The 15,610-nt window shown below is 71.8% G+C and carries 20 protein-coding genes; 7 read left to right on the plus strand and 13 right to left on the minus strand.

Going from position 1 to position 15,610, the window contains the following annotated elements; all coding sequences use genetic code 11:
• Positions 1–80: 80 nt before the first annotated feature.
• From SM611_RS14445 to SM611_RS14475, 7 genes are all read right to left on the minus strand, one after another.
• On the minus strand, positions 81–818 hold the full coding sequence (locus SM611_RS14445) for a proton-conducting transporter transmembrane domain-containing protein (protein ID WP_371950046.1): 738 nt from the start codon (positions 816–818) through the stop codon (positions 81–83).
• Positions 819–944: 126 nt separating this feature from the next.
• Positions 945–1,166 (minus strand): hypothetical protein, encoded by a 222-nt coding sequence (locus SM611_RS14450; protein WP_371950047.1) that lies wholly within the window; start codon positions 1,164–1,166, stop codon positions 945–947.
• Positions 1,163–1,507, minus strand: a complete 345-nt coding sequence (locus SM611_RS14455) for a sodium:proton antiporter (RefSeq protein ID WP_371950048.1) — start codon at positions 1,505–1,507, stop codon at positions 1,163–1,165. The genes SM611_RS14450 and SM611_RS14455 overlap by 4 nt, the downstream gene beginning before the upstream one ends.
• Positions 1,504–2,226 carry an MnhB domain-containing protein gene (locus SM611_RS14460; RefSeq protein WP_371950049.1) on the minus strand — a complete coding sequence of 241 codons (723 nt, stop codon included), beginning with the start codon at positions 2,224–2,226 and terminating at the stop codon, positions 1,504–1,506. Before SM611_RS14460 ends, SM611_RS14455 begins: the two co-directional genes overlap by 4 nt.
• On the minus strand, positions 2,223–2,480 hold the full coding sequence (locus SM611_RS14465; protein ID WP_371950050.1) for a Na(+)/H(+) antiporter subunit B: 258 nt from the start codon (positions 2,478–2,480) through the stop codon (positions 2,223–2,225). The genes SM611_RS14460 and SM611_RS14465 overlap by 4 nt, the downstream gene beginning before the upstream one ends.
• Complete coding sequence (locus SM611_RS14470) at positions 2,477–2,809, minus strand: monovalent cation/H(+) antiporter subunit G (RefSeq protein ID WP_371950051.1); 333 nt, start codon at positions 2,807–2,809, stop codon at positions 2,477–2,479. The genes SM611_RS14465 and SM611_RS14470 overlap by 4 nt, the downstream gene beginning before the upstream one ends.
• Positions 2,806–3,063 (minus strand): monovalent cation/H+ antiporter complex subunit F, encoded by a 258-nt coding sequence (locus SM611_RS14475; RefSeq protein WP_371950052.1) that lies wholly within the window; start codon positions 3,061–3,063, stop codon positions 2,806–2,808. Before SM611_RS14475 ends, SM611_RS14470 begins: the two co-directional genes overlap by 4 nt.
• A 209-nt stretch (positions 3,064–3,272) precedes the next feature.
• On the opposite strand from SM611_RS14475, the gene SM611_RS14480 reads away from it, so the two are divergent.
• The 4 genes from SM611_RS14480 (at position 3,273) to SM611_RS14495 (ending at position 6,115) form a co-directional block, all read left to right on the plus strand.
• Entirely contained in the window at positions 3,273–4,169 is an 897-nt protein-coding gene (locus SM611_RS14480) for an N-acetylmuramoyl-L-alanine amidase (protein ID WP_371950053.1), read from the plus strand.
• Between the two features lie 94 nt (positions 4,170–4,263).
• A complete protein-coding gene (locus tag SM611_RS14485; protein ID WP_371950054.1) occupies positions 4,264–4,935 on the plus strand; it encodes an esterase/lipase family protein in 672 nt (223 codons plus the stop codon).
• A 154-nt stretch (positions 4,936–5,089) separates the two neighbouring features.
• Positions 5,090–5,890, plus strand: a complete 801-nt coding sequence (locus SM611_RS14490; protein WP_371950055.1) for an N-acetylmuramoyl-L-alanine amidase — start codon at positions 5,090–5,092, stop codon at positions 5,888–5,890.
• Positions 5,891–5,986: 96 nt separating this feature from the next.
• Positions 5,987–6,115 (plus strand): hypothetical protein, encoded by a 129-nt coding sequence (locus tag SM611_RS14495; protein ID WP_371950056.1) that lies wholly within the window; start codon positions 5,987–5,989, stop codon positions 6,113–6,115.
• Positions 6,116–6,158: 43 nt separating this feature from the next.
• Here SM611_RS14495 and SM611_RS14500 read toward each other — a convergent pair whose 3' ends face one another.
• Complete coding sequence (locus SM611_RS14500; protein ID WP_371950057.1) at positions 6,159–7,022, minus strand: alpha/beta fold hydrolase; 864 nt, start codon at positions 7,020–7,022, stop codon at positions 6,159–6,161.
• Between the two features lie 59 nt (positions 7,023–7,081).
• Between SM611_RS14500 and SM611_RS14505 the strand changes: the two genes are divergently transcribed.
• Positions 7,082–9,028 carry an AfsR/SARP family transcriptional regulator gene (locus SM611_RS14505; protein ID WP_371950058.1) on the plus strand — a complete coding sequence of 649 codons (1,947 nt, stop codon included), beginning with the start codon at positions 7,082–7,084 and terminating at the stop codon, positions 9,026–9,028.
• A gap of 21 nt (positions 9,029–9,049) precedes the next feature.
• Here the strand turns inward: SM611_RS14505 and SM611_RS14510 are convergent, their stop codons facing one another.
• Complete coding sequence (locus SM611_RS14510; RefSeq protein ID WP_371950059.1) at positions 9,050–9,304, minus strand: hypothetical protein; 255 nt, start codon at positions 9,302–9,304, stop codon at positions 9,050–9,052.
• 179 nt (positions 9,305–9,483) lie between these two features.
• On the opposite strand from SM611_RS14510, the gene SM611_RS14515 reads away from it, so the two are divergent.
• The gene (locus SM611_RS14515; protein ID WP_371950060.1) at positions 9,484–11,142 is read left to right on the plus strand and encodes a catalase; all 1,659 of its coding nucleotides are present in this window, start codon (positions 9,484–9,486) and stop codon (positions 11,140–11,142) included.
• Positions 11,143–11,171: 29 nt separating this feature from the next.
• Here the strand turns inward: SM611_RS14515 and SM611_RS14520 are convergent, their stop codons facing one another.
• The 4 genes from SM611_RS14520 to SM611_RS14535 form a co-directional block, all read right to left on the minus strand.
• Complete coding sequence (locus tag SM611_RS14520; RefSeq protein ID WP_371950061.1) at positions 11,172–11,624, minus strand: PucR-like N-terminal domain-containing protein; 453 nt, start codon at positions 11,622–11,624, stop codon at positions 11,172–11,174.
• Positions 11,621–12,499 (minus strand): SDR family oxidoreductase, encoded by an 879-nt coding sequence (locus SM611_RS14525; protein ID WP_371950062.1) that lies wholly within the window; start codon positions 12,497–12,499, stop codon positions 11,621–11,623. The genes SM611_RS14520 and SM611_RS14525 overlap by 4 nt, the downstream gene beginning before the upstream one ends.
• An 88-nt stretch (positions 12,500–12,587) precedes the next feature.
• Positions 12,588–13,334, minus strand: coding sequence for a MerR family transcriptional regulator (locus tag SM611_RS14530; protein ID WP_371950063.1), 747 nt, complete (start codon positions 13,332–13,334; stop codon positions 12,588–12,590).
• 107 nt (positions 13,335–13,441) lie between these two features.
• Positions 13,442–14,533 (minus strand): pyridoxal-phosphate dependent enzyme, encoded by a 1,092-nt coding sequence (locus tag SM611_RS14535; RefSeq protein ID WP_371950064.1) that lies wholly within the window; start codon positions 14,531–14,533, stop codon positions 13,442–13,444.
• Positions 14,534–14,621: 88 nt separating this feature from the next.
• On the opposite strand from SM611_RS14535, the gene SM611_RS14540 reads away from it, so the two are divergent.
• Entirely contained in the window at positions 14,622–15,545 is a 924-nt protein-coding gene (locus tag SM611_RS14540) for a LysR substrate-binding domain-containing protein (protein ID WP_371950065.1), read from the plus strand.
• Positions 15,546–15,610 lie beyond the last annotated feature (65 nt).

The raw sequence follows: 15,610 nt of genomic DNA on the forward strand, positions 1-15,610 counted from the left end.
GGTGAGACGGTGTGGGTTGTGGTGATCAACCCGTCTACCAGGGGCTTCTCTGCGTCCAAAGGGAATCCATCAACTCGCGATCATGCTGTGATCAACCAGCCCGCCCGAGGATGAAAAAGGGTCAGTGCGCCGTGTAGGAGCCCGGCGGTGATGATGTACATGATGGAGCCGGCCAGGCCGGTGTCCGTCAGGGTCGCCATTCCGGCGAGGACTATGCCGCCGTTGCTCACGGTCATGAAGGCCAGTTGGCGTTTGAGGTCGGCTTCCAGAAAGCACATGACCGCGCCGAGGAGCGCGCTGAGCAGTGCCAGGGCCAGGAGGGCGTTGCGTACGGCGTCGTCCGTGCCCGTTGTGGGGGCGAAGACGGTGGCGTGGACGCGGGAGTAGACGTCGAAGGCCAGGTCGCTCATGACCGCCGTGAAGATGGCGGCCGAGGGGGCGGTCGCCACGCCGTAGGCGTTGGCGAGCCAGAAATGGAAGGGGGCCGTTCCGGCTTTCACCAGGAAGCCCACGGTGATCAGCGTGAGTGCCAGGACGAGAAGGCCGGACGGGTGGTCTCGGGCCAGGGCGGTGCCCATGCCCACCAGGTTCAGGTTGCCCGTGTGGCCGTAGAGGACGGCTATGCCCATCAGCGGCGTCAGTGTTCCGATGGTGTTCAGTACCGCGAAGTCGAGGGCGCCCTGGAGGACTTCCGGACGCGTCACGTGGTAGCCGCTCAGGGCGTAGGCGGCGACGCTCATCAGTTCCAGGAACACGAAGATGTTGAACAGGTCGCCGGAGAGGACGAAGCCGACCATGCCCGCGAGAAAGGCCAGCATGAGCGAGTAGAAGAGGTGGCGGACGTGCTCGAAGTGGCCTCAGGAGAATACGAGGGCGGCCAGGACGGTGACCGCGGCCAGGGTCGCCTCGGCGGCGGCCAAGGGGTCGACCACGAAACCGATTCCCTAAGCGAATCCGTTCTGTACCGGGTGCCAGTCGCCGAACCAGTAGACGATGGTTCCGTCGCCCGCTCGGACGGTCAGGGTCAGCGTCATGGCGGTCACCGCGGCGGCGCAGGCGATGGCGACCGCGTCCGGGACCAGGCGGGGGACGTGCCGGCCCACGGCGGCGAGCAGGGCCGCGCAGACCAGGGGCAGCGCGACGACCAGGGGGACGAGCTGGTTCATCCGCGGGTGGGCCGCATCTGTTCCGGGTCCACCGTCTTGGCGTGGCGGTGGGCCTGGAGGGCCAGCGACAGGACCAGAGCCAGGACGACGACGCTGACCACGATGTCGGTGAGGGTGAGGGCCTGGACGACCGGGTCGGTCAGCGGGGTGCCGGCCGGCTGGCCCTGCGTGACCGGCGGGGACGCGTCGCGGCGGTAGCCGACGGCGAGCAGCAGCAGGTAGGTGGACGACTGCATGATGTTCAGGCAGACGCCGAGGTGGACGTAGCTGCGGCTGGTCGCGACCCCGTACAGGCCAGCGACGAACAGCACGCCGGCCACCGCGTACGGGTAGTGGGTCACGTCTGCGCGTACTCCTCGATGAACTCCTGGTAGATCAGGACGAACGCGGCGGTGACCTCGATGCCGGAGGCCCAGTTCAGGGGGGCGATGGTGCCGCTGGAGGCGAGGGTTCCGGCGGATCCGAGGGGCAGGGTGTTCGCCAGGAAGGCGGCGCCCGCGGTCAGGCCCAGGAAGCCCACCGCGACGTAGGCGGCTGCGCCCAGGCCCTCGGTGGCGTCCAGCAGGGTGGACGGTGCGAGGCGCCGGAAATGGCGGTGGCCGCCGGCCGCCCACAGCATCAGCGCGCCGCCGGACGCGATCACTCCGCCCTGGAAGCCTCCGCCGGGCGTGATGTACCCGAAGGTGATCACCCAGAGGCCGAACAGCAGCAGCACCGGCGCGAGCGCGCCGCCGACGGTGCGGACGGCGTCGCTGGTCACGGTGTCGCGTCGCGGCCGTCCGAGGGCGGTCCGGCTGGAGCGGAGCAGGAGCACCAGGCCCATCACCGCCGTGAAGAGGATGAACTCCTCGACCATCGTGTCCAGGCCCCGGTAGCCGAACATCACGACGGTCACGAAGTTGGTGATGTGTCGCTGTCCCTGGGCGTTCTCGTTGAGGAGGCGGCCGTACTCGCCGATCCGGTCGCCGAAGTCGGGAAGGTCCGTATATCCCCACATGAGGACGCCGAGGATCGCCGCCAAGGGAGGCAGGACCAGCGCCCGCCGCCGCCGTTCGCTCATCCCTTCCCACTCCCGCGGGTGAGGTAGATGACGGGCAGCAGCACCATCGGGACGCCGATCGACGACACCGCGACCTCGGCGATCGCCACGTCCGGGGCCATCATCGTCGCGAAGGCCATGACGAGCGACAGTCCGAACAGGCCGTAGACGACGACCTGGCGGAGGGGGTCGCGCGCCAGCACGGTCGCGACGGCCAGGACGCCGGCCAGCGTGAGCGCGACCGCCTGCAGGACGGTCGTCAGCGTCGCGGTCATGGGTCCGCCTTCTCCCCGATGTCGCCCTCCCCGATGTCGCCGTGGAGGGCGCGGCGTGCCGCTCGTCCGAGGGCGTGGGTCACCACGGGGCCGAGCAGGAGCAGCACCGCCGTCGCCGCGACCACCTCGACCGTGCCGGACACCGCTCCGGCGCCGCCGGTCAGCACTACGGACGTGCCGATGAGCGCCGGTCCGACCGTGGCGGCGCCGGCCGTGTAGTGCAGCCGGTCGAAGACGTCGCGCATCCACCAGACGCCGGCGCAGCAGGCGAGCTGGGCGGCGACCCCGGCCCAGAGCAGCACCTGCGCGGCGAGCTGGGCGGGGCTCACGGCAGCCGGTCCAGGAAGCGGGCGAAGATCAGTCCGCTGACGACGACGCAGACCGCGGTGATCAGGGCGACGGACCCGAAGGACGACTGCCGCAGTCCCGTGGCCAGGCAGGCGAGTACCAGCGTCGTCTGCGTTCCGGCCGTCTGGAGCGCGGCCACGCCGTCGAGCGTCCTCGCCCGGACGGCGACGGCGAGCAGCGGCAGCCAGCCGGCGAGAAGGGCGACGGCCGCAACGAGGAACAGGGGGTGGGTCACGAGGGAAGCTCCGAGGAGCGGTGCGGACGGAGGTCGTGCATCAACCGCCGTCCAGAGTGCTGTTTCCAGCCTCTTGGTTGATGAAGGTCAAGCTGGGTAAAGCCCGCTCTTGATGTGGGCCGGGACGCTCTTTCGCCGATTCGCGGTGAAGGGCACCGGCGTTGCGCCTAGGCTTTCCGGTCACGTTGCGATCCGTTTGGAGGGCGGCCGTGGACATCATCAGCCGGGAGCAGTGGGGCGCCCGCGCGCCGCGATCCCGCTCGACGGTCACCTGGGGAGACCGCACGGAGTTCGTCGTCCACTACTCCGAGGGCCCCACCACCCAGTCCGTACGGTCCATTCAGGACTTCCACATGGACGGTAACGGCTGGTCCGATATCGGCTACAACTTCCTGGTCGACGTCCAGGGCCGGATCTACGAGGGACGCGGATGGCTGACGGTCGGCGCGCACGCGCCCGGCCACAACTCGTCCGGGATCGGCGTCTGCATGATCGGACGGGACGGCGACGCGACCACCGCGGCCACGCGGTCCATCCGGGCGCTGTACGACGAGGCCGGCCGGCGCGCGGGCCGGAACCTGGCGAAGCTCGGGCATCGGGACGTGTACGCCACGAGTTGTCCGGGCGACCAGCTGTACGCGTGGGTGCGGGCCGGTATGCCCGCCGAGATCGAGGAGGACGATATGCCGGATTATGTGTCGGTCGGGATGACCGAGGGCCAAGACCTCCCCTCCGGCCAGTGGGTCACGGTCAACTGGGGCAAGGAGTACTCCGACTCGGCGCATCACCACTGGGACAGGGGCGGTCCGTCGCTGATCATAGGTTCCGCCCGCTACGCGCTGACCGTGAACGTCCGTGTCGAGGGGCTGCCGCCCGGCACGGAGTTGCAGGCGCGCGTGATCGAGAGCGCCGAGTCCGGCGGGAACGTGGAGAACGGCCCGATCGCCGAGTACGTCGCCAGCAATGGATCGACGTTCCTCCACTACAACGTCGCCGCGGACACGGTGCGCAAGGGTCACCGAGTGCGTTTCCAGGTCGTCCAGTACGGCTCGGGGACGGGCCGCGTCACGGACGGCGGCGCCAAGGGCTTCGTCTGGCCCACCTGACCCGCCGGCCGCGAGGCCGGTGATTTCGCCGATGCGGACGGCGATCCGAGGGGTCACAGTTCAGGGCGTTGGTTCCCCCACCCCTGGAGGCCTCATGAAACGGATCCTCGGATCGCTCGTGGCGCTGTGCGCGGCGCTCGCGACGTTCGGGCTCGGACTGGCGCCGGCGAACGCCGCCGGACCGCGGCCCGTGGTGTTCGTGCACGGGTACACGGGCAGCGCGTCCAACTGGGTCACGGCCATGTCGGTGTTCCGCGCCGCCGGTTACAGCAGCGACCAGCTGTTCGCGTACGAGTACAACTCCTACGGCGACAACAAGCAGAACGCCGCCGGTCTCGCCTCGTACGTGAGCCAGGTGAAGTCGCGGACCGGCGCGTCCCAGGTCGACATCGTCAACCACTCCATGGGCGGGCTGGTCAGCCAGTACTACCTGAAGGTCCTGAACGGCAACGGGAATGTCGCGCACCTGGCGTCGATCGCGGGCGCCAACCACGGGACGACGTTCGCCAGCGCCTGCACCATCTTCGAGACGTGCCGCCAGATGCTCCCCGGCTCGTCCTTCATCCAGCAGATCTCGGCGGGCGACGAGACGCCGGGCAGCACCCGGTACGCCACCTGGTACTCGCCCTGCGACGGCATCATCATCCCCTACACCAGCACCCGCCTGGACGGCGCGAACAACCACTACGTGGCCTGCCAGACCCACCTCGGCTACCTGACGGACGCGGTGACGCTCGGCGCCATCGCCCAGTTCACGAAGAGCTGACGCGGACGGCGGCCGGACCCGCCAAACGCATCGGGTGGGACGTCCTCTGGGGCGTCCCACCCGTCGTGCGTGGGGCGTCGCCCGGGCGTTTGGTCCCGTGACTCTGGGTGCACACTGGGTGAGGTATGGGGCGGTCTTCGAGGGAGGCGGGCTTGTGCGGAGGTTCTCGGGGAGTGCGGCGGCCGGGGCGGTGTTGTGCCTCGGCCTGCTGACCGCGTGCGGCGGCGGCTCGTCGGACCAGGGCGGGAACGGCGGCAGCCCGGCGCCGACCACCGGCGCGCCCGGCACCGGGAGCGCGTCCGCGGTGAAGGGGAAGGTGATCGTGCTCGATCCCGGTCACAACGGCGGCAACGCGTCCCATCCGGAGGAGATCAACAAGCACGTCTTCGTCGGGAACGGTCACAAGCCGTGCAACACGACCGGGACCAGCACGCCCGGCGGTTACAGCGAGCATGCCTTCACCTGGGACGTGGCGAACCGGCTCGCGGAGGTGCTGAGGGCCGAGGGCGCCACGGTGAAGCTGACGCGCGAGAACGACACCGGCGTCGGGCCCTGCATCAACGAGCGGGCGGCGCTGGCCAACGCCGCGCGCGCGGACGCGACGCTCTCGATCCACGCGGACGGCGCCGCGGCGTCCGGGCACGGGTTCCACGTCATCGTGCCGAAGCCGGTCGGCAAGAACAAGGACATCGTGGACGAGTCACGCCGCCTGGGCGTGGACATCCGCGACGCCTACCACGCGGGGACGGGCATGCCCTTCGCCACCTACATCGGGAAGGACGGCCTCGACCAGCGCGACGATCTGGGCGGGCTGAACCTGTCCACGGTGCCGGCCGCGTTCATCGAGTGCGGCAACATGGCGAATCCGGGGGACGCGGCCAAGTTGTCCAGCGCGTCGTTCCGGCAGCGTATGGCCGACTCCATGGCGAACGGCTTCGAGATGTACTTCAAGTAAGGCGTACTCCATCAAGCGGCCTGTTTCTCGTTCGCTGAGGTTATGGGCGGTTCGTCCGGCTACATGACGTAGTTACCGGACGAACGGGGGCGGACGATGAGCAGGGCACGCAAGCGGAGGCAGAGCACGCCGCTCAACTGGGAACTGCTGCTCGGGCTGGTGGCGACCGCCTTCATCATCTACGTGTGGGTGTGGGCGGCGACGCAGGGCGGACCGCCCTGGTAGGTCGCAGCGTCGCCGCACCGCGCGCCGCCCGCACCGCCACGTCCTAGCGGGTCAGGAGGGCGCGGAGGGACTTGGCGATCTCCGCGGGCGCCTCCTCCGCCATGAAGTGGCCGCAGGTCACGGTGCCGTGGTCCAGGTCATCCGCCCAGGCGCGCCAGAGGGCGACCGCGTCGTAGCCGAGGGCGGCGCCCCAGTCCTGCTGCAGGACGGTGACGGGCATGCGCAGCCGGTTTCCGGCGTCCCGGTCGGCCGTGTCGTGCTCGACGTCGATGCCGGCGGACGCGCGGTAGTCGTCGACGATCGACGGGATCGCGTCGCGGCACGCCGCCAGGTAGGCGGCGCGGACGTCGGGCGGAATCGCGGACGGGTCGTTCGTCCACAGGTCGAGGAAGTGGCCGAAGAACGCGTCCGGCGCGCCCCCGATCAGCTGCTCGGGCAGGCCGGGCGGCTGGGCCATCAGGTACAGGTGGAAGCCGACGGCGGCGGTGGTGCCGTGCATGACGTCCCACATGTCCAAGGTGGGCAGCACGTCGAGGCAGGCCAGGTGGGTGATGATGTCCGGGTGGTCGAGGCCGGCGCGGAAGGCGACAAGGGCTCCGCGGTCATGCCCGGCCAGGGCGAACCTTGCGTGGCCGAGCGCGCGCGCCAGGGCGACTACGTCCGCGGCCATGGTGCGCTTGGAATAGTCGCCGTCCGGCTTGTCGCTGGCCCCGTATCCACGGAGGTCTGGGCAGATGACGGTGTGGTCGGCGGCGAGGTCTTCGGCGACGTGCCGCCACATCAGGTGCGTCTGCGGGAAGCCGTGCAGAAGGACGATCGGCGGGCCCGAGCCGCCGACGGCCGCGCTGAGGGAAACACCCTCGGCCACGGGTACGCGCTTGTATTCGAATCCGTTGATGGTCGGCATGCTCCTCAGGCTGCCCGGCGTGGATGAGCATCCGATGAGCGCGCTATACCGTGGGTGGGGTGGACGTCCTGTTCGGGGTTCTGGGGCCGGTGACGGCCTGGGACGGCTCCGGGAACCCGATCGCCCTGAAGGGACCGCGGCACCGCGCCGTGCTGGCCCGGCTGATCATCGCGCGCGGACGGGTCGTCCCGGTGCCGCTGCTCGTGGACGACCTGTGGATGGATCCCCCTTCGGACGGCGTCGGGGCCGTACGCACCTTCGTGGCAGCGCTGCGGCGCGCCCTGGAGCCTGATCGCCCGCCCAGGACGCCGTCCCGGCTGCTGGTCACCGAGGGGCCGGGGTACGCGCTGCGGCCCGGACCGGACGGCGTCGACGCCTGGCTTTTCGAGCGGGCCGCCACCGCGGCGCGTCCCCCCGCGGCGCTGCTCGACGACCTGGACGCGGCGCTCGGCCGGTGGCGCGGCCCCGCCTACGCCGAGTTCGCCGACGAGCCGTGGGCCCGCGCGGAGCGGTCCCGGCTGGCGGAGCTGCGGTTGCGCGCGATCGAGCGGCGGGCCGAGGCGCGCCTGGAGCTGGGCCTCGCGGCCGACGCCGTACCGGACCTGGACGCGCACGTCGCCGAGCATCCGTGGCGCGAGGACGCGTGGCGCCTGCTCGCGCTCGCCCTCTACCGCACGGGCCGCCAAGGGGACGCGCTTGAGGTGCTTCGCCGTGCACGCGGCCTCCTCGTAGAGCAACTGGGGGTCGACCCAGGGCCGGAACTGCGCCGCCTAGAGGAGGACATCCTCCGCCAGGCCGACCACCTGGACGCGACGTCGCGGTTGTGGGCTCGGGCCGCCGAGACGTACGACCGCACCGTCGCGACGGGGGCGAGGGCTCGGCTGGAGTCGACGGTCGGCATCCTGCGCAACCTCGCCGTGACCGGCGGCGGGGGCCTGGAGGCGGCCCGCGAGCAGCGCGTGCCGGCGATCGGCGCGGCCGAGGAGCTGGGCGACCCGGAACTCACCGCGCGGGTGATCGGCGCGTACGACGTCCCGGCGATCTGGACCCGGTCGGACGACCCGCGGCAGGCCGCCCAGGTCGTGGCGGCGGCCGAGCGCACGCTCGCGGCGCTCCCGGCCGGGCACGCGTCCGCGCGGGCGCGGCTGCTGGCCACGATCGCCCTGGAGTCGCGCGGCGCCGGCACGGCGCGCCCATGCGAGGCGGCCCGGGAGGCGGAGGAGATCGCCCGCGGGCTGGACGATCCGGCGCTGCTCGCCTTCGCGCTGAACGGCCTGTTCATGCAGGCGTTCGAGCGCGCCGGGCTCGCCTCCCGGCGGGACGGGATCGGCGCCGAGCTGGTCGAGTTGTCCGTCCGGCACGACCTGGCGTCCTACGAGGTGCTCGGGCGCCTGATCCGGGTGCAGGCGCGCGGCGCGCTCGCCGACTTCGCCGGGGCCGACGCGGAGGCGGCCGCCGCCGACCGGCTGGGGAAGCGTCACGAACGTCCGCTGGTGGGTGTCTTCACCGGGTGGTACCGGGCGCTGCGGCTCGCGGCGTCCGGGGCGGGCATGGCGGAGGCGGAGGCCGCCTACCGGGACGCGGCCGAGCGCATGGAGGGCTCCGGCATGCCGGGCCTTTCGGACGGGCTGCTGCCGCTCGCGCTGCTCGGCCTCCGCGTCCTGCACCGGCGCCCGGCGCAGACCGGCCCGGTCGGCTGGGGGTTGTACGAGCCGTGGGCCCGTCCCCTGGTCCTGCTCGCGCGCGGCCGTCCGGACGAGGCCGCCGCCGCGCTGCGGGACGTCCCGGACCCGCCGCACGACCTGCTGTCCGAGGCGCTGTGGTGCCTGATCGCCACCGCGGCCCTGGCCGTGGACGACCGCGCGGCGATGCGGCGCGCGCACGGCGCGCTCGCCCCGGCGGCGGGCGAGCTGGCCGGCGCGGGCAGCGGCCTGCTCACCCTCGGCCCGGTCTCCCGCTACCTGGACGAACTGGCCGCCGCGCTCGGCGCCGGACCCGCCGAATGACGGGTCGGCGAACGTCCGGTCTCACTGCGGCGGCGCCGGTTCGTGTGCCAGCACGACGGCGGTCCCCATCAGCGCGCAGCGCTCCAGCATCGGGGTGCTCGAGTACGCCGTCACCCGCACACCGATGATGGCGTGCGCCCCGCGCGTGCCCGCCGCCACGGCGAGCGTTTCGAGCCCTTGCCCGATGTCCGCCGCCACCGTCCAGACGGGCCACGCGTGCGTCACCGGCGGGGACCCGTCGATGGGCACCGTGTCGGTGGTGTAAATGGGGATCACCGGCCACATCCTCGCCACACCCTCCGGTCAAGGCAAACTCCCACCTGCGCGAGGTGCGCCGAGTGGGGACGTCGGCCGTGCCCCGGGGGTTGCGGACGGGAGGGTTTGCCTGTTTCGGACCCATGGCCTGTCCCTTTTCGGGTAGGGCGCCCTCGAACCAGAGGAGAGGGGCAGGCGTCGTGACGGACGTTTCGAGCAGGGGACCGGAGCCGGGGGACGATCGTCCGGTGCTGACCAACCGGCAGGGCCACCAGGTCTACGACAACCAGAACCAGCGGACGGTCGGCGCCCGGGGCCCGGCCACGCTGGAGAACTACCAGTTCCTGGAGAAGATCAGCCACTTCGACCGGGAGCGCATTCCGGAGAGGGTCGTCCACGCGCGGGGCACGACCTCGTACGGTTTCTTCGAGTCGTACGGCACATGGGGCGGCGAGCCCATCGCGAACTACACCCGGGCCAGTCTGTTCCAGGGGGAAGGGAAGCGCACGCCCATCGCGCTCCGGTTCTCCACGGTCATCGGCGGGCGCGACTCCGCGGAGACGGCCCGCGACCCGCGCGGATTCGCCGTCAAGTTCTACACCGAGGACGGCAACTGGGATCTCGTCGGCAACAACCTGGCGGTGTTCTTCATCAGGGACGCCATCAAGTTCCCCGACGTCATCCATTCCCTCAAGCCCGACCCGGTGACGTTCCGGCAGGAGCCGGCCCGGATCTTCGACTTCATGTCGCAGACCCCCGAGTCGATGCACATGCTCGTCAACCTGTTCAGCCCGCGCGGAATCCCGGCCGACTACCGGCACCAGCAGGGGTTCGGCGTGAACACCTACAAGTGGGTGAACGGGTCGGGGGAGACGAAGCTCGTCAAATACCATTGGATGCCGAAGCAGGGCGTGCGGAGCATGACCGCGGAGGACGCGGCGAACGTGCAGTCCGGCGACCTCGGGCACGCGACGAGGGATCTGCGCGACGCCATCGACCGCGGCGACTTCCCGGAATGGGAGCTGCTCGTCCAGATGATGGACGACCACGAGCATCCCGAACTCGACTTCGACCCGCTCGACGACACCAAGGTGTGGCCCGAGAACGAGTTCCCCGCGAAGCCGATCGGGCGGATCGTCCTGGACCGGAACGTCGACGACAACTTCGCCGAGAACGAGCAGATCTCGTTCGGCACCGGCGTCCTGGTCGACGGCCTCGACTTCTCCGACGACAAGATGCTCGTCGGGCGGACGTTCTCCTACAGCGACACCCAGCGCCACCGGGTGGGCCCGAACTATCTGCAACTGCCGGTCAACCGGGCCAAGGGCGCCAATGTCCGGACGAACCAGCGCGACGGTCAGATGGCCTATCACGTGGACGCCGGTGGCTCGAACCCGCACGTGAACTACGAGCCGTCCATCACGGGCGGGCTGCGCGAGGCCGAATACCCGACGCACGACGAGCAGGGCCCGGAGATCCACGGCCGGCTGACCCGCAAGCGCATCGCCCGCGCCAATGACTACAAGCAGGCCGGGCAGCGCTACCGCCTCATGGAGGACTGGGAGCGCGACGACCTCGTGCACAATTTCGTCGAGCTCATCTCGCAGTGCGCGCGTCCCGTCCAGGAGCGCATGGTGTGGCATTTCCTGCTCGTTGAGGACGACCTCGGGCTGCGCGTCGGCGAGGGCCTCGGAATCGGCCCGGACGACGTCGAGCACCTCGACCCGCTGCCCGGTCAGGACCTCACCGACGAGGACCGGCGGCGGCTCGCGAACCTCGGCAAGAACGGCCCCCGGGACGTCAGCGGGCTGCAGATGACGCACTGCGTCCCCAACGAGCGGGCCGTCCAGAAGCGCTAGCCGGTTCCGCGCCGTCGCCGGACCCCGCCTCAGTTGTTGCTGAGCAGGGGGTGGATGCGGCGGGCGACGGCGGGGCGGGTCGCGCGGCGGTGGCCGTCGACCGCGGCGCCGACGATCTCGCTCTCGGCGGTGAAGGCGGTCTCCATGATCGTGATGAACTCCGCCGTCGGCGGGTAGAGCCGGGCCGCGGCGCCGGCCGTCCGGCGGACGAGGACGCGGGCGGCGGTGCGCAGCGCGGACTCGAAGTGGCGGGCGTCGTGCCCGGCGCACGCCTCGCTGGCGCCGAGCGCGCGGAACACCGGCAGCACGGCGCGCGCCTCGCACGCGCCCGAGTAGGCGGCGATGGCCTCCCTGACGAGGTTGGAGATCTCGGCGGGGCGCAGGTGCGTGTAGGCGGGGACGCGGCCGGCGACCTCGCGGGCCACCTCGGCGGTGATCTCGTCGACGCGGTCGGTCAGGAACCGCTGCAGGTCGGGCTTCACCGGTCGTCCCCGGTCTCGTTGGCGGCACCGCCCGCGCCGACGAGGCGGGTGTCCGCGCCGGCGGCGAGCCAGCGGGTCTCCGCGTCGGCGAGGTGCCGGCGCGCGTGCCGGGTCACGGTCGCGGGGACGAAGCCGCGGACGGCCTGCAGGAACGGGAGCCAGCGCTGGCCGTACACGTGGGCGCGGCGGCGGACGATGCCGGCCACCAGCCGGTCGACCGTCGGTTCGATCGGGTAGGTGCGGTTGGTCGGGAACGGGAGCTTCGCTCGCATGTCGGCGAGCGCGGCGTCCTGGTCGGCGCCGCGGACCATGTCGGTGTCCGTCCAGCTCAGGTAGCCGACGCCGACGTCGACGCCGTGGTGGGCGACCTCGGCGCGCAGGCTGTGCGCGAACGCCTCGACGCCCGACTTGCTGGCGCTGTAGGCGGCCATCATCGGCGCCGAGCACAGTGCGGCGAGCGACGCGACCTGGAAGAAGTAGCCCTTGCTCTCGCGGAGCGCGGGCAGGAACGCGCGGGCGGTGGCGACGCTGCCGAGCAGGTTGACCTCGATGACGCGGTTGAACGTGCGCGGGTCGGAGTACTCGACCGGGCCGCCGGTGGCGATGCCCGCGTTCGCGATCACGATGTCGACGCGTCCGTAGCGGGCCTTGATGTCGGCCGCGGCGCGGGCGAGGGCCGCGTCGTCGGTGACGTCGACCTCCCAGTGCCGGGCGGAGGGGCCGCAGGCGGCGGCCGCCGCGGCGAGTTCGGCGGGCTCCAGGCCGAGCAGCGCGACCCGCATGCCGCGGTCGGCCAGCCGGCGGGCGAGCAGCGCGCCGAGCCCGCGGGCGGCGCCGGTCACCACCGCCACCTGGCCGTCGTTCGTCCCTGCCACCGTGCGACCCCCTCACGACTCGCTCCCAGTCCGGACTGGGATAGTTGGCCGAGAGTAACCAATTCCGCGGGGATGCGGTAGGGGTATGTTACCGGCGCGTAGGCCGGATTCGCTCTCTGATCTCCGAAATGTCCTTGGTAAGGCGGCGATCCATCGCGCGGGCGAAATGCTCGTCGGCGACCGTCCTGGCGATGGGGCGCAGCCGGCCGACCAGCTCGGCCAGCCGCTCCAGCTCCTCGGGGGTCGGGTCGCCGGCGGGGCGGTCCAGCAGCTGGCCCCTGACCAGCTGGACGAAGCCGAACGCCATCCGGTCGAACGCGGACTCCAGCTCCCAGCTCAGCGCCAGGATCGCGCGCAGCGGGATCCCGGCCCGGGCGAGCTGGACCGCCGCGTCGAACAGCCGCGGGCTGTGGATCACGATCCGCTCGTCGTCCCGCACCGTGATGTAGCCCAGCTCGGCCGCCTCCGCGACGATCTCCGGGGTGAGCCGTCCGTCGAACATCGCGGCCAGCTCCGCCGCGCCGATCTCGGTCGACGCCCGCTCCGCCCACGGCGTGGCGGCCGCCCACTCGTAGCCGAGCAGCTCGGTGACGTCGCGGCCCTCGTCGGCGGCGGCGAGCAGCTCCTCGATGCCGTCGAGCCGGTACCCGCGGTCCAGCAGCTCGCCGATCAGCCGCAGCCGGCCCAGATGGGACGCGTTGTAGAGGGCGACCCTCCCCTGCCGGCGCGGCGCGGGCAGTAGGCGTCGCTCCTGGTAGTAGCGCAACGTGCGGACCGGCACCCCCGCCTCGGCCGCCAGTTCCTCGACCCTGTACTCGCGGCCATCGTCGCCCATCGCGCTCACCTTAACAATCTGAACTGTAAGTATCGCCTCCTCACCCAACGACCGGGATGCCCGCGAACGCTCCAGCGCGCGCACACGCGTCGCCGGGGCGCCGGTTTCTAGGGGAGGGACGGGTTGGCTGCCCGTCCTTCTGTGTTCAGAAGGACGATCGTCTGGATGTGGTCGGGGATCGGAGTCGTGTGGGCGAGGGCGGTGCGGGCGCCGGCCAGGGAGGCGGCGCCGCAGGGGCCCGCCGAGATTCCCAGGGCGGACAGGTCCTTGGCGGCTTGCGCCGTGTCCGCGTCGGTGATCGCCACCGCCGCGTCCAGACCAGAGCTTAGGACGGGCCAGGCGAGTGTGGACGGGGTAGCGCAATTCAGGCCGGCCATGGCCGTGGAACCGGTCTCGACGGTGACCCGGTCACCGTGGTGGAGGCTCGCCAGAACGCACGGGGCGGCATCGGGTTCCACGGAGAGAACGGTGGGCCGCGCAGGGCCCGACCTGTAATGTGTCACGGCCGCCTGAGCCAGCGACCCCACCCCCACTGGGACGGCCACCAGCCCGGCGGGATCGGCCCCTACAGCGGCCAGCTGTTCGTCGATTTCGGTGAAGAGCGTGGAGTAGCCCTCCACGATCCACTGGGGGACGCGTTCGTAACCCGGCCACGCCGTGTCCTGCACGAGGAGGGCCGAGGGGTCGGACGCCGCCACGTCCGCCGCGAGACGCACCGCCTCGTCGTAGGGGCCTGGCACCTCGGTCAGGCCGGCGCCCTCCGCCTTGATCGCCGCCACGGCGGCGGGGTGGACGCCGTACGGGACGTAGACGTCGGCCGCCAGCCCCAGGAGGCGGGCCATCGCGGCGACCGCGCGGCCGTGGTTGCCGTCCGTCGCCGTGACCAGCCGGACCGGGCCCAGCTCGCGCAGCCGGGCCAGCGGAACGTCCGGCAGGCGGTACCTGTCGCACAGCGCGCGGTAGATCCCCCACGAGGCGCCGAGGATCTTGAACGCGGGCAGCCCGAGCCGGGACGACTCGTCCTTCACGAAGACCCGCCGGACGCCGAGTCCGGCGGCGAGCGGCGGGAGTTCGGCGAGCGGCGTCGGGACGTACCCGGGGAGCGTCCGGTGGAAGGCGGCGACGTCGCGGGGGACGGGCGGGCACGTCCAGGCGCGGGCGGCCGGGCGGCTGAACCAGCGGGCGGGGGCGTTGACCATGGACGATACGCTTCCGCAGCGGTCTATGGTCGGTCCAGCGAATGTTTCCGAGCGATAAACATCAGCTGATCCGATGAATGGAGGGGCCATGCTGGATCTGCACCGGCTGCGCCTGCTGCGCGAGCTGAAGCACCGCGGCACGCTCGCCGCCGTCGCCGAGGCCCTCTCCTACAGCCCGTCGTCGATCTCGCAGCAGCTGTCCGTCCTCGAGAAGGAGGTCGGGGTGCCGCTGCTGGAACCGGTGGGACGCCGGGTCCGGCTGACCGCGCAGGCCGAGATCCTCGTCGCGCACACCGAGGCGGTGCTGGAGCGGCTCGAACGCGCGGAGGCCGACCTGGCGGCGTCCCTGCGGGGCATCACCGGGGTGCTGCGGGTCGCCGCGTTCCAGACCGCCGCGCTCGCGCTCGTCCCGGACGCGCTCAGCCTGCTCCGCGACGCCCACCCGCGGCTGCGGATCGAGATGACCCAGCGGGAGCCGGAGAGCGCGCTGCCCGCCCTCCTCGCGCGGGACTTCGACCTGGTCATCACCGAGGAGTATCCGGGGGAGCCGGGGCCGCGGCCGGTGGGCGTCGAGTACGCGGAACTCGGCGCGGACGAGATCCGCCTCGCGCACCCGGGGCCCGGCGCGCCGGACGGCGGCCTGCGGGGTTTGGCCGGCGTCCCGTGGGTCATGGAGCCCGAAGGGACGGCGTCCCGGCAGTGGGCGACGAGGCTGTGCCGCGAGGCCGGGTTCGAACCGGACGTGCGGTTCGAGTCCACCGACCTGCTGCTCCACCTGCGGCTGGTGGAGCGGGGCCACGCCGCCGCGCTGCTGCCCGGCCTCGTGTGGGCGGGGCGCCCGCCGACGGTCCCGGTGGTCCGGCTGCCGGCGGAGCGGCGGATCCGCCGCCTGTTCACCGCGTCCCGCCGGGGAGGCGGTGAGCACCCGGCCGTGCGCGCCTTCCGGACGGCGCTCGCGGACGGGTTCGCGAACCGGAACCGGTCGCCCGGGGGATTACTCCACCGTGGTTAGGGGTTTCCCCCTATGGCGATTAGTTCGCCAGGCGGGCAGAGTCGTATCTGGCAGCAGGGGACCGA

This window comes from Actinomadura monticuli, from assembly GCF_041463655.1.
Taxonomy (GTDB): Bacteria; Actinomycetota; Actinomycetes; order Streptosporangiales; family Streptosporangiaceae; genus Spirillospora; species Spirillospora monticuli.

Coding starts and splice junctions, on each gene's coding strand:
- SM611_RS14445 (WP_371950046.1), bottom strand. CDS start 818: ATGCTGGCCTTTCTCGCGGGCATGGTCGGCTTCGTCCTCTCCGGCGAC.
- SM611_RS14450 (WP_371950047.1), bottom strand. CDS start 1,166: ATGAACCAGCTCGTCCCCCTGGTCGTCGCGCTGCCCCTGGTCTGCGCG.
- SM611_RS14460 (WP_371950049.1), bottom strand. CDS start 2,226: ATGAGCGAACGGCGGCGGCGGGCGCTGGTCCTGCCTCCCTTGGCGGCG.
- SM611_RS14465 (WP_371950050.1), bottom strand. CDS start 2,480: ATGACCGCGACGCTGACGACCGTCCTGCAGGCGGTCGCGCTCACGCTG.
- SM611_RS14485 (WP_371950054.1), top strand. CDS start 4,264: ATGAAACGGATCCTCGGATCGCTCGTGGCGCTGTGCGCGGCGCTCGCG.
- SM611_RS14495 (WP_371950056.1), top strand. CDS start 5,987: ATGAGCAGGGCACGCAAGCGGAGGCAGAGCACGCCGCTCAACTGGGAA.
- SM611_RS14500 (WP_371950057.1), bottom strand. CDS start 7,022: ATGCCGACCATCAACGGATTCGAATACAAGCGCGTACCCGTGGCCGAG.
- SM611_RS14530 (WP_371950063.1), bottom strand. CDS start 13,334: ATGGGCGACGATGGCCGCGAGTACAGGGTCGAGGAACTGGCGGCCGAG.
- SM611_RS14535 (WP_371950064.1), bottom strand. CDS start 14,533: ATGGTCAACGCCCCCGCCCGCTGGTTCAGCCGCCCGGCCGCCCGCGCC.
- SM611_RS14540 (WP_371950065.1), top strand. CDS start 14,622: ATGCTGGATCTGCACCGGCTGCGCCTGCTGCGCGAGCTGAAGCACCGC.